Genomic DNA, 12,488 nt, shown 5'->3' with positions numbered 1-12,488 from the left:
CGGTACCGCCGGGTCGCCCAAGTGGCGGACAACCCGGCACAAATTCATCAGAACGGCATCTTGAAGCCCGGCGGCAGACCCATGCCCTGCTGCGCCTTGCCCATCTCTTCGTTGGCAACCGAATCGGCCTTGACGCGCGCGTCGTTGTAGGCCGCCGCGATCAGGTCCTCGAGCATACCCTTCTCGCTCGGCTGCATCAGGCTGTCGTCGATGGAAACACCGATGACACGGCCCTTGGCCGAGCAGCGAATCTTCACAAGGCCGCCACCCGAGAGTCCTTCGACTTCCATCGAGTCGAGCTTGCTCTGGGTTTCGGTCATCTGCTTCTGAATCGTCTCGGCGGCCTGCTGCGCCGCCTGGATCATTTCTTCCATGGACTTCATTGTATTATCTCCAGTTGCGGCCACCACCGCCGATGGCGGCGGGCCGTTCATCCTCGATCAGTTCGGCGTCCGGGAAGGCCGCCAGAGTCGCCTCGACAAGCGGGGCCCTGCGCAGGGCCTGCGAGGCTGCCGCCTGGTCGGCCTCGGCCCGCTCGACAATCGTCGGCATCCCGCCACTCTCGACGCGCATGACTTCCCAGCGCTGGCCCGTGGCCTTGGCAAGACCATCGCGCAGGTAGCCGCTGATATCCTCGCGAAAGCTGGGTGCAAGCTCGTATTTCAACGTGCCCGGTGCAAGATGCGCCACCCGCACCTGCATGCGCATGATGTTCGCGACCGTCGGACCGCCCGCGTGTTCGACTTCGTCGACCAGGCTGTCCCAGCGCGCGGCCAGGAACTCCGGTGCAATCGCCTCAGGCGTAGAAGCCGGTGGAGCTGCCGGGGCCGGAGCGGCGGCCTGCTCGGGCGCAGCGGCACCAGAAGCAGAACCGGCTGGCTCGGCGAGAGTTGGCGCCTCACCCGACGGGGCCGCGGATGCAGGTGGCGATGCAGGTGCAGGTGTAGGTACCTGGGTGGGAGCCGGTCCGCGCGCGACGAGATCCTCCAGCTTCTTCACCAGCGATCCCGGATCGGGCATGTCGCTGGCGTGCATGATCCGCAGCAGCGCCATCTGCGCGGCCACCAACGGATCAGGCGCGGACTTCACTTCCTCGAAGCCCTTGAGAAGGAGTTGCCACAGACGGTGCACCTGCCCGGCCGCCAGGGCCGTCGCCCAGCCTCCGATGGCTTCGCGTTCCTCGGCCGAATGCGCTTCCGGCTCGGAGCCGGAGACCTGCGCCAGGGCGATACGGTGCGCCAGATCCATCTGCCCGCGCATGAGCGCGATCGGCTCCACCCCGAGCGCGAACTGGCGCGCCACGACCTCGAGAACGCCCGCACCATTGCCTTCCAGCAGGTACGCGAAAAGCTGGCGCTGCACCGTCTTGTCGGACAGGCCCAGCATATCGCGCACCTTGTCCGCGCGGACCTGCCCTTCCCCGTCGAGATCGGCATGGGCAATCGCCTGGTCGAGAATCGAAAGGCCATCGCGCACCGAACCTTCGGCAGCCGAGGCGACCATCGCCAGCGCTTCCGGCTCGGCCTCGACACCTTCAAGACCACAGACCTTGGCGAAATGCTCGGCCAGCATCGGCGTGGGAATACGGCGCAGGTCGAAGCGCTGGCACCGCGAGAGGACGGTAACGGGCAACTTGTCGACTTCGGTCGTCGCGAAGAGGAACTTCACGTGCGCCGGGGGTTCCTCAAGCGTCTTGAGCAACGCGTTGAACGCGTTGCGCGACAGCATGTGGACCTCGTCGATGATGTAGATCTTGTAGCGCGCCGAAACGGCCGCATAGCGCACCGCCTCGATGATCTCGCGCACATCGTCGACGCCGGTGTGGCTCGCCGCGTCCATCTCGATCACGTCGATATGGCGCCCCTCGGCAATCGCGCGGCACGGCTCGCACTGGCCGCACGGATGGATCGTGGGGCCGCCCTCGCCATCGGGACCGATGCAGTTGAGCGCCTTGGCGATCAGGCGCGCGGTCGAGGTCTTGCCGACCCCGCGCACGCCGGTCATCAGGAAGGCGTGGGCCAGGCGGTCGCGCTTGATCGCGTTGGCCAGCGTGCGCACCATCGCCTCCTGCCCGATCAGCTCGTCGAAGGTCTGGGGACGATACTTGCGGGCGAGCACCCGGTAAGGCTGCTGCGCTTCGTCGGACGCGACAGCCGGGGCCGTCTTTGCCTGCGACGAAGGCGCGCCATCGGTGGCGGGCGCGGCCGGAGCCGGAAATGGTGCCAGTTCGATGTCTGGAGCGGCCTCCTCGGCAGGCGCCGCAGGCTCGCCACCGAACATGGAGGCTTGTCCCGCCGCTTCCAGTTCGGCCGCACTCAGCCCGTCGGCGGCCGTGTTCGCGTCATCCCCGCGGTCCTGCGCCGGCGCGTCCCCGAACATCGAGGCCTGTCCGGCATCCTCGAGCTCCTGCGAGGTGGGGCGCGGATCGTCCTGCCCGGCATCATCCCAGGGCGGGCGGTTCTCAGGGTTTTCGCGTGAATCGTCCATCGTGCCAGCAAGACTAGGCGCTTGCGCACGGAATGTCAGGTGCGTTGCGCGTTGCTCCACAGACTCGCGCGCCTGCGACCTCGTGCCGTCCACCGCACGCACCTTGCCAAGGACCGTGCCAACGCACATCACCAAGGCACCCCCATCAAGCAATTGGATTTGGTATGATTTCTGAAGTTCTTGCGCTGCTTGCGGCCTCCGCAGCTGCGCCCGCTACCGCTGCGACACCCCTGCCCGAGCTGCCCGTGTTCGCCACAGCGGACTGCGCCAGCGCCGACTCGCGCGCCCAGGTCCTGAGCAGCCCCTTCGCCGACGGAAGCTACGAGGAGCGCCTGGAGAATTATGTGAACGCGCGCGCGCAAGGCACGCTGGGGCGGCTCGACCATACGGACATTTCCGCGGAACAACGCCGCGCAATTCTGGATGCGACGCTCATGAGCCCCGAATTTGCATCGACAACCGACGAAAACGCCCGGCGTGACGCCGCGCTCGAACCGGATTTCAAGACGCTGGAAAGCAACCCCAGCGACGCGGAGGCCTGCCGCGCCATCGTCCACATCTCGGGCGAGATCCACGCAATGCTGCTTTCGGTCGCCGCCCAGTGGGACAGGCTTGCCCTCACGATCGACCGGGAAATCGCCAGGACCGAAGAGAACCATTGAGGCCCAAACAAAAACAGCGCCCAGTGGGCGCTGTTTTCAAAGGAGCCGAATGACCCGTCGCAATCCGTTGTGGCTGCTTCCTTCCGGACCTGACCAAGTTGGCGAACGCAAACGTCCATCCGACTCCCGGCGCGCCCTATGGCAATGCTTTGGCAGGAATGCAACCCGGGAATTGCCTGGAGCTCCTGAAGCCGGGCAATTCCTTTCAAATGCTTATCCCCTGAGGGAAAAGCTTAGCGAAAGTTGTCGGCGTAAGCCTGGATCTTGAGACGGCGCGGCGGAGTCGCGTGGATTTCGGCGTCGATGCCGTACCGCGTCGCGTAGGCCTTGGCTTCGTCGGCGCTGTTGAAGCGCAGCTGGAGCTGCTGCTTCATGTCGCCCGAACCGGCCCACCCCATGAGGGGATCGGGCTTCTTGGCCTCGGCGGGTTGGAATTCGAGGACCCACTGGTCCAGGAGGGCCTTGCCCGACTGCATGGCATTCTTCGGGCGCTGATAGATGCGTGCACTCATGGGGATGTGCATTGCCCCCAAATCGCGCCGGAAATCAAGTTCAAATCACGCCTTTCCGGAGCGTTCGAACGCGTTTTTGGTCTTCAGACTGGGGTTCTCGTTCCAGGGTTCATCCGGCCAGCGGTGCCGGGGATAGCGCCCTTTCATCTCGCGCTGAACGTCCTTCCAGCTCCCCCGCCAGAACCCGGGGAGATCGCGGGTGGTCTGGATCGGACGGCCAGCGGGCGAAGTCAGCTTCAAAAGCAACGGATTTTCGGGCTTCCCATAGCCCGGGTGCCGGTCGAGCCCGAACAGTGCCTGCACGCGCACCTCCACGCTCGGCCCGCCTTCATCTTCGTAATCGATGGCATGACTTGTGCCAGCCGGACTGCGAAATTCCGCAGGTGCCAGATGATCGATTCGCTGCTGGTCTTCCCAGGTTAGGCGGCCACGCAGCGCGCCATGCAGCGCCCCCTGGTCGATAGCGTCGAGTCGCCGCCCCAGGACTGGACCCAGCCAGTCTTCCAGGTCCTCGAGCAGCGCCGCCTCGCCCAGCGCCTCTACCCCGGCATGGCGCGCACGTCGCAAGAGCGCGAGCGAGGCCCTGCCCATCGGCACGATGTCGAGCCCACTGGCGCGCACCCGCTCCAGAAGAAAGGCGCGAATCGAATCCGGATCGGGCGCAGGATCGGGCCCGCTCGCCAACACGATCGCGCCAATCCGCCGCTCGAGGCGGGCCTCCACGCGCGCCTCGGCCTCGTTCCAGCGCAGGATCGAGCGACGCTCCATTCGATCACCGAGCCAGCCCTCGACCTCCGCCGCTTCGAGCGGGATGCCCGAGAGAATGCGCGCCCCACGCGCCTGTCCCTGCGCATCGCCGATCACCATCCACTCGCGCGCGGCGAGAGGTGAGGTCGGATCGAGAACATACCCACGCCCCCCCGCCGACAACCAATGCTCCCCACTCGGATCACGCCGCCGGGCCAGCATGGCGGGCTGCCCCATGGCAAGGAGGATCGCGGGCGGTACGTCCTGCGCCTCCTCGACAACTCCTTTCATCAGCGCCTGTGCCTTGCGCGCCCAGCCTGCCGCCAGTTTGCGCGCCGCCTCGGCGCGTGCGGAGCGATCCGCACCCCACCGCGCCAGGCGCTGCGCAAGATCGTCACCGCGCCCGCCAAGCCCTCTTTCCTGCAAGAGCAGCGCAAGCCGGGCAGCCGTGCGCGCGCAGCCATACGTGCAGGCCTGAAGGATCATGGTCGCGTGGCTCGGGCTCATCGGCAGGCGTGCGACCTTGTCTCCGAAAGGCGTAATCCGCCCCTCCTCGTCAAGCGCGCCCAGCCCGAGAAGCTGCGTCCTGGCCGCCGCCAGCGCAGCTTCGGGCGGCGGGTCGATCCAGGCCATCTGCGCCGGATCGCCCGTCCCCCACTGTGCGAGTGAGAGCGTGAGCGGTGCCAGATCGCTAACCTTGATCTCGGGAGCCTCGAAGGCGGGCCGCCCGGCGTGCGCCGCCTCTTCCCACAATCGATAGGCGACACCCGGCCCCTGACGGCCCGCGCGTCCGGCCCGCTGCGCCGCCGAGGCCTGACTGGCCGCGTGCGTAACGAGGCGGGTGACGCCCGCGGCCTTGTCGAACTCGGCGCGCCGCGCGAGCCCGGCATCGACCACGACGCGCACGCCATCAAGAGTAAGAGATGTCTCGGCGATCGCGGTTGCCAGAACGATCCGGCGGCGCCCTTCCGGATCGCGCCGGATTGCCGCACGCTGGGCCGCGGGATCGCATTGGCCGTGCAACGCATGGATCTGCGCAGATGGCAGGTGCTCACGAATACGTTCCGAGACGCGCTCGATCTCGCGCACGCCAGGCAGGAAGGCGAGGATATCCCCGTCCTCCTCGCGCCAGGCCTGCAGGACGGCCGAAGCCACCGATTCCTCGACACGCTTCTCCGCCGCGCGTCCGAGCCAACGTATTTCCAGTGGCCAGGCGCGTCCTTCACTCTCGATGACCTGCGTTCCGGGACCCAGCAGGCTGGCAAAGCGGGCGCCGTCGAGCGTCGCGGACATGACCAGGATGCGCAGGTCCTCGCGCAGCACGTCCTGGCATTCGCGTGCCAGGGCCAGGCCCAGATCGCTGTCGAGGTGGCGCTCGTGCGCTTCATCAAACAGCACGGCACTGACCCCGTCGAGCTCGGGATCGGCCAGGATCGTCGAGACGAAAATCGCCTCGGTCATCACCAGGATCCGCGTGCGTGCCGAGGTCCGGCTATCAAGCCGCGTGAGATAGCCAACCGTATCGCCCGCCTTTTCACCAAGCTGTTCGGCCATGCGCTCCGCCGCTGCACGGGCCGCGACACGGCGCGGCGAAAGCAGGATGATCTTGCCTGTACACCAGCGCTGGGTGAGCAGCGTTGGCGCCACTGCGGTGGTCTTGCCGGCCCCTGGAGGCGCGATGAGGACCGCCCCTGCATGAACATCCAGGGCCCTGCAAAGCTGGTGGAGAACCTCTTCTACGGGCAAGCGTGTCATCCCCGACCTCCCGACAGATGATCGCCTCGTTCACACGATCTGCGCAACAATTCGCAAGTCATATGGTTAAATGCATAAAACATCGTAGAAGGAAGGACCTGTCTCATTTTCCGGCACGTGTACATTTCGTCAATCATTGTCCGTTAGCCATGCCTGCGGAGACTTCGGATTTGCAGCAAGAGAATAGCCCTCGCCTGAACACCGCGAAAGCCGGTCAGCATCCGTTGGTTGTCGCGCAGTATCTAAGGCTGCGCCAGCAGATCCCGGCTCTCTACGGGCTTCTGTCCGCCAACACCACGATCCTGGCCTATACCCATCGTCACGTGGCTCCCGCGATCCTCGCGTACGCGATTCCGGCCGTGCTGATAGGTGTTTCGCTCATGCGCATGGTGATCTGGATCCGGCCGGTCAAGGCGGAATCCTTCGTCCCCAGCCTCGTTGCGGCCAAGCTCCGTGCGACGACGCGCCTGTCCTTCGTGTTCTCGCTCGCCTTCGTGTTCTGGGCCTTCACGCTCGATCTCTATGGCGGGCCCTACGAACACGGCCATGTCGCGATCTTCGTGGCCGTGACCCTGCTCGGCTGCGTCTACTGTCTCAGCTTCCTGCCCCAGGCCGCCGAGGCCGTCTGCGTGACCGGCACGTTCTCCTTCCTCGTCCACGCGCTCTACATCGGAACCGAAGTCTACATCGCAATCGCCATCAACCTCGCGCTGGTGGCCGTCGTGATCCTGAAGCTGACCCGCAATTCCTACAACGCCTTCGTGGAGCTCGAAGTCTCGCAGCGCGCGCTCAACAGCGAACGGCGCCAGGCCCAGTCGCTGGGCGAAGAGAACGCCTACCTTGCCCAGACCGATGCTCTCACCGGCCTTCCCAATCGCCGCTACTTCTTCACCGCCCTCGAAAAGCTCCTTGCCGGTTCGCCACGTGATCGCCCGTTTTGCGTCGGTCTGCTCGACCTCGACCGCTTCAAGCCGGTCAACGACACCTATGGCCATGCCAACGGCGATCGCCTGCTCTCCATTCTGGGCCAGAGAATGGTCGAGGCCGCGCCCGCCGACACCATCCTTGCGCGGCTCGGCGGTGACGAATTCGGGCTGATCGTCATGGGCGACCTCCAGCAAGCCGAAGCCGTCGCCCAGCGCCTCGCCGAGGAAATCGGCAAGCCCGGTCAACTGGGCGATGTGGTCGTGTCGGTCGGCTGCTCTGTCGGCCTTGCCTCCTATCCCGAAGCGGCAACGACGGCCAACCTGCTGTTCGACCGTGCCGACTTCGCGCTCTACCACGCCAAGAACCACAAGCGCGGGCAATGCGTGCGTTTTACCGAGGAACTTGAGGCCCTGATCCGCTCGGAGCAAACCCTCGATACCGCGCTCCAGGCCGCTGATCTGGATGCCGAACTCTCGCTCGCCTTCCAACCGATCGTCGATACGACGAACCTGCGCTTCATCGGCGTCGAGTGCCTGGCCCGCTGGACATCCCCCCTGATCGGCGAGGTCTCGCCCGAACAGCTCATCTCCACAGGGGAGCGCCTGGGACGCGCGCGCGACGTCACCCTGATCCTGTTCGACAAGGCGTTGCAGGCGATGGAAGCCTTGCCCGAAAACCTGCGCATGTCCTTCAACCTGTCCGGCCACGACCTGTCGGACCCGAGCACGATTGCCGGGCTCCTCGACCGGATCGCGGGAATGACCTGCTCACCCAAGCGCCTTCTCTTCGAGATCACCGAGACTTCGCTCATCACCGAACTCGAACGCGCCCGCAGCGCGCTTGGCCGTCTTCACGCGACCGGGGCGAAGATCGCGCTCGACGATTTCGGCACGGGCTATTCCAGCTTGTCCTCGCTCCACCAGTTGCCGCTCGATGTGCTCAAGATCGACCGCAGCTTTGCCTCACAGCTCGACGAAGCGGCCGGGCGACGGCTGATCACGGCGATCCGCAACCTTGCCCGCTCTCTCGACCTGGAATGCGTTATCGAAGGTATCGAGACCGACAATCAGCTCATCAGCGCGCGCCTGGCCGGTTTTCCGCTTGCGCAAGGCTATCTGATCGCACGGCCCATGCCGCTTGCGGCCCTGTTGCACCGGATGGACGTGGGCAACAGCGTGCACACGCAGCTCGCCCAATAGCGATATCTCTCAGGCCTAGAGCTTGCGGATACCGTAGTCGATGCGGATCCGCACCCAGGTGCCAAGTTGGGCTTTCCCGTTGATCTGAGGCGGTTTCACGCGGAACTGCCAGGCTGCGTTGAGGACCGCGAGCCCGAAGCCCGAGCCCCGCGGCGATTCGCCCAGAATCTGGCAGTTCTCGACCCTGTAGTCGGCGATGGTCTGGCATGCGATGAGACCGTATCCCTCATCGGGGCGCTGCGCAGGCAGATAGCTGGCCAGCTCGGCATTGGTCGGCCGTCGGTACCAATCGGCATTGTAAAGGACAGCGCCGCCCGGCCCCTCGCCGGGTCCGTAGGTCTTGCCCCCTCCCGCTTCGTTTCCGGTCGTCGGGGCTGGCGCGCGCATCTTGCCGATATCGGCCGCGGCCATATCCGTGCTCGACATCTTGAGCCAGGAATAGGCAGGCTTGGGCTGCGGTGCTGTCGGCGCCTTCTCCGGCGGCACCTCGACCGGCTCGACGAAGCGCTCGGGCACTTCGCGTTCGGCGGGCTTTTCCTCTTCTTGCACCTCTTCCTGCTTTTCCTCGGCGGCCTTGTCGCCCTTGTCCTGCTGCTCTCCCTCGACGTCGAAGCTCGTCACCGTGGGAGCGGCATCGTCAAGACGCGGCGCGATCTGGGTCTGGTAGATCGCCGCGAGCAGAACGAGCACGACGATACCCGCCGACAGCGAAGCCGAGAGGGCGCGCTGGCGCGCGGAACCGGAGCGGTAACCGGTATGGGAAAGTGCCGAGACGTCTCGCATCACGGCCTGCCTTAGCCGTCTGCCAAGAGCGCTGCAATTGCTGTGGCCGCGCAAATGGTGCGTTACGCCGCCCTTATCGGGGGCGTAACGCTATACATCTGATATCAGACGACGATCCGGCCCTCAGTAGCGGCGAGCGACCGCGAACTGGACAGCTTCGGCCATGGCGTCGCGCGCCGCGCCGGACGGGAAGATCGACAGCGCATCGATGGCGCGCTGCGCATACATGCGCGCCCGCTCGCGCGTCGCTTCGACACAGCCATGCTTGTTGATGAGCGTGATCGCGTGGGCGAGGTCCTCATCATCGCAGCGGAAGCCCGCGATGGCGTCTTCCCAGAACTTGCGCTCCTCGGCGTTGCCGCGCGCGTAGGCCAGGATCACCGGCAGGGTCATCTTGCCCTCGCGGAAATCGTCGCCCTTGTCCTTGCCCGATTCGGCGGCCTCGGAATCGTAATCGATGGCATCGTCCACCAGCTGGAACGCGATCCCGAGGTTGCGACCATAGGAATCGAGGGCCAGTTCCTCGGCCTCGCCCTTCTCGGCGATCACCGCCGAAATGCGCGTGGCCGCCGCGAACAGCGCCGCCGTCTTGGAGCCGATGATATCGAGGTAATGATCCTCGCTCGTCTCGATCCGGCGCTGGGCGGTCAGCTGGTCGACTTCGCCAGCAGCGATGATCGAACTCGCCGTCGAGAGGATCTTGAGAACCTTGAGACTGCCATCCTCGACCATCAGTTCGAACGAGCGGGTGAACAGGAAGTCACCCACCAGCACCGTCGCGGGATTGCCGAACACGATGTTGGCCGCCGCCTTGCCACGGCGCGTTTCCGACCCGTCGACGACGTCGTCGTGCAGGAGGGTGGCGGTGTGGATGAATTCCACGGCGGCCGCCAGCTTGTGGTGGCGCGTGCCCTGGTAACCGCACAGTTCGGCACCTGCGACCGTCAGCATCGGGCGCATGCGCTTGCCTCCCCCGGCAATCAGATGCCCGGCGAGCGCCGGAATCAGGGGGATCTCGCTCTGCATCCGGTCAAGGATGACAGCGTTGACGCTGTTCATGCCCGGCGCCGTCAGCGCCAGCATGGGAGCGAGGGAAGGCTGCGACCCGCGTTCCCGCAAGGATATGACTTCTGCACTCATCGGGGGCGCAATGGGGGCTCGCGCGCTCTGACGCAAGTGCAAAAAGGACGCCTTCGGCTCCATTGCGCGACTGGCCGAGGGGGAAAAGCCATGCTAGCGCGCCCAGACGATGACACAGGATACGCCCGCCTCCGATCCGGTTCTTGCCGGCTTTCGTTCCAGCATCGACAATATCGATGCCGCCCTCATTCACATGCTGGCCGAGCGTTTTCGGATCACGCAGGCGGTCGGCGCCTACAAGGCCGAGCACGACCTGCCCGCCTCCGACCCCGGCCGCGAGCAGATCCAGATCGACCGCCTGCGCAAGCTGGCCGAGGAGGCGAACCTGGACCCCGACTTCGGCGAGAAGTTCCTGCGCTTCATCATCCAGGAAGTGATCCGCCATCACGAGCGTGCCAAGAACGCCTGATCCCGCGCACACCCTGCCCGCATACGAAAAAAGCCGTCGCACTACGCGACGGCTTTTTTCGTATGCGAACGGCGCCGCGTCCCGCGGCGACCGAACAGCGCCGAAAGGCTTACTCCGGAACGTATTCCTGAAGCTTGGCCATGAGGGTCTGAATGCGAAGGGCCGCATCGTTGAAGGTCTTCACTTCCGAGCGATTGCCGGTCGATTCGGCTTCCTTGGAAGATTCGAGGTAACCTTCCAGGTCCACTTCCAGGGCGTCGACCAGCATGGCGACTTCGTCCGTGGTCAGCGTCAGGGTGATGTCTTCGTTCATGTCGGCTCCTCGCCTTGTCGCATGAGAAATGGGAATGTCGGTATGGGGGCCGACATAGACCTTCGCGCCCACGCTGCAACCGTTGCCGGGCCACCTTTCCCCCAAAGCGCATGGCCCCGCGAAAGGTTGCCATGCACACCGAGGCTTACACCGCCGCGCGCGGCAGCCGTAGCTTGACCAGCAGGCCGCCCAGGTCCTCGCTTTCGGCGAGTTCGACCGAGCCACCGTAGATTTCCACGACATCGCGCACGATGGCAAGGCCAAGGCCCGTGCCCGGCTTGCCGGTATCGAGACGTGCGCCGCGATCGAAGATGCGAGGACGCTCGGCCTCGGGGATGCCCATGCCATCGTCCTCGATCCAGATTTCGCACAGCCCCGGACGGGGATCGGCCCCGGGCGGATCGACCGTCACGAAGACACTGCCGCCCCCATACTTCGCCGCATTCTCGATGAGGTTACCGAGAAGTTCCTCCAGGTCCTGCTTTTCCAGCGCGACCGTGGCGCCCTTGTCGCCATCAAGGTCGAAGCGAGTCGTGTCGTAGAGCCGCTCGACCGCGCGGAACACCGCTTCTAGGCTGGGCCAGACCTCGGCGCGCGACATGCCCGCCGCGCGACGTCCGACCGCGCGGGCGCGGGCAAGATGGTGGTCGACATGGCGGCGCATGTTGGCGACCTCGCGGATCACCGTCTTGTCGAGATCGGGATCCTGCGCCGAGGCCGCGTTGGTGACCACCGTCAGCGGCGTCTTGAGGGCATGGGCGAGGTTCCCCGCATGGGTGCGCGCCTCCTCGGCCTGATTCTCGGTATGGGCGAGCAGCGCGTTGAGCTCTTCGACCAGCGGGGCGACTTCCTTGGGCAGCGGATCGTTCACCCGCGCCACGCCGGTCGTGCGCAGCTTCTGGATGGCCCGGCGCACATGACGCAAGGGGAACAGGCCGTACCACGTCTGAAGGCCCGCCATGAGCAGGAGGCCGACCCCCAGCACCGCGAAACTGTAGATGAGGATCGAGCGGAACGTCTTGATCTGCTCGTCCAGTTCCTCACGGCTCGCCGCCACGGTGAACATCCACTCGGCATCGCTGCCAGGCAGGATGATCGAGCGCTCCATCACCCGCAGCGGTTCGCCCTGGAACTGGTCGGAATTGTAGACGTGGGGCTGCGCGTCGTAGTGATCGGCCGGAACATCCAGCGTCAGATCCCACAAGGAGCGCGAGGAAAAGTCCTCATGTCCCTTGGCGCGAATCTGCCAGTACAGGCCCGAATTGGGTTCAAGAAAGCGCTGGTCGCCCAGCGGCCGGTTGAAATAGACCTCGCCATCGGGCGCGATCTCGGCCGAGCCGATCATGCCCAGCAGCATGTAGCTGAGCTGCTCGTCGAAATTGCGCGTGACGAGGCCCGCCAGCGCACTGTCGAGTGCGAAACCACCCAGCAGCAGCAGGATCGAGATCCAGCCTGCCGCGATCAGCATCATGCGCCGCGCGAGCGAGCCGGTATTGGCCGGCATGTCCTGTGCAGGCACCGGCCCGCGCGCGCTGGTCACCCTCGCCTCTCCCG

At 65.5% G+C, this 12,488-nt stretch carries 11 protein-coding genes and 1 other RNA gene; 3 read left to right on the top strand and 9 right to left on the bottom strand.

From position 1 onward, the window contains the following. Positions 1-47: 47 nt before the first annotated feature. A complete protein-coding gene (locus HT578_RS20635) occupies positions 48-383 on the bottom strand; it encodes a YbaB/EbfC family nucleoid-associated protein (protein WP_039394576.1) in 336 nt (111 codons plus the stop codon). 4 nt (positions 384-387) lie between these two features. Beyond that, positions 388-2,487, bottom strand: coding sequence for a DNA polymerase III subunit gamma/tau (locus tag HT578_RS20630; protein ID WP_213501278.1), 2,100 nt, complete (start codon positions 2,485-2,487; stop codon positions 388-390). Between the two features lie 164 nt (positions 2,488-2,651). Between HT578_RS20630 and HT578_RS20625 the strand changes: the two genes are divergently transcribed. After that, on the top strand, positions 2,652-3,149 hold the full coding sequence (locus HT578_RS20625) for a hypothetical protein (RefSeq protein ID WP_213501277.1): 498 nt from the start codon (positions 2,652-2,654) through the stop codon (positions 3,147-3,149). Positions 3,150-3,184: 35 nt separating this feature from the next. On the opposite strand, the gene ffs is transcribed toward HT578_RS20625, so the two are convergent. The 3 genes from ffs to hrpB form a co-directional block, all read right to left on the bottom strand. Then, an RNA gene (gene ffs, locus HT578_RS20620) (signal recognition particle sRNA small type) lies at positions 3,185-3,279 on the bottom strand. Between the two features lie 103 nt (positions 3,280-3,382). Next, positions 3,383-3,661 carry an ETC complex I subunit gene (locus tag HT578_RS20615; protein WP_213501276.1) on the bottom strand — a complete coding sequence of 93 codons (279 nt, stop codon included), beginning with the start codon at positions 3,659-3,661 and terminating at the stop codon, positions 3,383-3,385. A gap of 45 nt (positions 3,662-3,706) precedes the next feature. Next, positions 3,707-6,163 (bottom strand): ATP-dependent helicase HrpB, encoded by a 2,457-nt coding sequence (gene hrpB / locus HT578_RS20610; RefSeq protein WP_213501275.1) that lies wholly within the window; start codon positions 6,161-6,163, stop codon positions 3,707-3,709. Between the two features lie 170 nt (positions 6,164-6,333). On the opposite strand from hrpB, the gene HT578_RS20605 reads away from it, so the two are divergent. Continuing rightward, positions 6,334-8,289 (top strand): putative bifunctional diguanylate cyclase/phosphodiesterase, encoded by a 1,956-nt coding sequence (locus HT578_RS20605; protein WP_239026389.1) that lies wholly within the window; start codon positions 6,334-6,336, stop codon positions 8,287-8,289. 15 nt (positions 8,290-8,304) lie between these two features. Here HT578_RS20605 and HT578_RS20600 read toward each other — a convergent pair whose 3' ends face one another. Together HT578_RS20600 and HT578_RS20595 are read right to left on the bottom strand one after the other, a co-directional pair. After that, complete coding sequence (locus HT578_RS20600) at positions 8,305-9,072, bottom strand: energy transducer TonB family protein (RefSeq protein ID WP_213501273.1); 768 nt, start codon at positions 9,070-9,072, stop codon at positions 8,305-8,307. A gap of 123 nt (positions 9,073-9,195) precedes the next feature. Then, positions 9,196-10,212 (bottom strand): polyprenyl synthetase family protein, encoded by a 1,017-nt coding sequence (locus HT578_RS20595; RefSeq protein WP_039394592.1) that lies wholly within the window; start codon positions 10,210-10,212, stop codon positions 9,196-9,198. Between the two features lie 109 nt (positions 10,213-10,321). Between HT578_RS20595 and HT578_RS20590 the strand changes: the two genes are divergently transcribed. Further along, entirely contained in the window at positions 10,322-10,621 is a 300-nt protein-coding gene (locus tag HT578_RS20590) for a chorismate mutase (RefSeq protein ID WP_039394595.1), read from the top strand. A 109-nt stretch (positions 10,622-10,730) separates the two neighbouring features. Here the strand turns inward: HT578_RS20590 and HT578_RS20585 are convergent, their stop codons facing one another. Next, complete coding sequence (locus tag HT578_RS20585) at positions 10,731-10,934, bottom strand: hypothetical protein (RefSeq protein ID WP_039394598.1); 204 nt, start codon at positions 10,932-10,934, stop codon at positions 10,731-10,733. Positions 10,935-11,079: 145 nt separating this feature from the next. After that, on the bottom strand, positions 11,080-12,438 hold the full coding sequence (locus tag HT578_RS20580) for a sensor histidine kinase (protein ID WP_144401048.1): 1,359 nt from the start codon (positions 12,436-12,438) through the stop codon (positions 11,080-11,082). Positions 12,439-12,488: the final 50 nt, after the last annotated feature.

The organism is Novosphingobium decolorationis (assembly GCF_018417475.1).
Taxonomy (GTDB): Bacteria; Pseudomonadota; Alphaproteobacteria; order Sphingomonadales; family Sphingomonadaceae; genus Novosphingobium; species Novosphingobium decolorationis.
The sequence above is the reverse complement of the archived record's forward strand: the minus strand, read 5'-3'. Positions and strand labels throughout refer to the sequence as shown.

Excerpts from the sequence above, each read along its gene's own strand:
- HT578_RS20635 (WP_039394576.1), bottom strand. The coding sequence starts at position 383 with ATGAAGTCCATGGAAGAAATGATCCAGGCGGCGCAGCAGGCCGCCGAG.
- HT578_RS20630 (WP_213501278.1), bottom strand. The coding sequence starts at position 2,487 with ATGGACGATTCACGCGAAAACCCTGAGAACCGCCCGCCCTGGGATGAT.
- HT578_RS20625 (WP_213501277.1), top strand. The coding sequence starts at position 2,652 with ATGATTTCTGAAGTTCTTGCGCTGCTTGCGGCCTCCGCAGCTGCGCCC.
- HT578_RS20615 (WP_213501276.1), bottom strand. The coding sequence starts at position 3,661 with ATGAGTGCACGCATCTATCAGCGCCCGAAGAATGCCATGCAGTCGGGC.
- hrpB (WP_213501275.1), bottom strand. The coding sequence starts at position 6,163 with ATGACACGCTTGCCCGTAGAAGAGGTTCTCCACCAGCTTTGCAGGGCC.
- HT578_RS20600 (WP_213501273.1), bottom strand. The coding sequence starts at position 9,072 with ATGCGAGACGTCTCGGCACTTTCCCATACCGGTTACCGCTCCGGTTCC.
- HT578_RS20595 (WP_039394592.1), bottom strand. The coding sequence starts at position 10,212 with ATGAGTGCAGAAGTCATATCCTTGCGGGAACGCGGGTCGCAGCCTTCC.
- HT578_RS20590 (WP_039394595.1), top strand. The coding sequence starts at position 10,322 with ATGACACAGGATACGCCCGCCTCCGATCCGGTTCTTGCCGGCTTTCGT.
- HT578_RS20585 (WP_039394598.1), bottom strand. The coding sequence starts at position 10,934 with ATGAACGAAGACATCACCCTGACGCTGACCACGGACGAAGTCGCCATG.
- HT578_RS20580 (WP_144401048.1), bottom strand. The coding sequence starts at position 12,438 with ATGCCGGCCAATACCGGCTCGCTCGCGCGGCGCATGATGCTGATCGCG.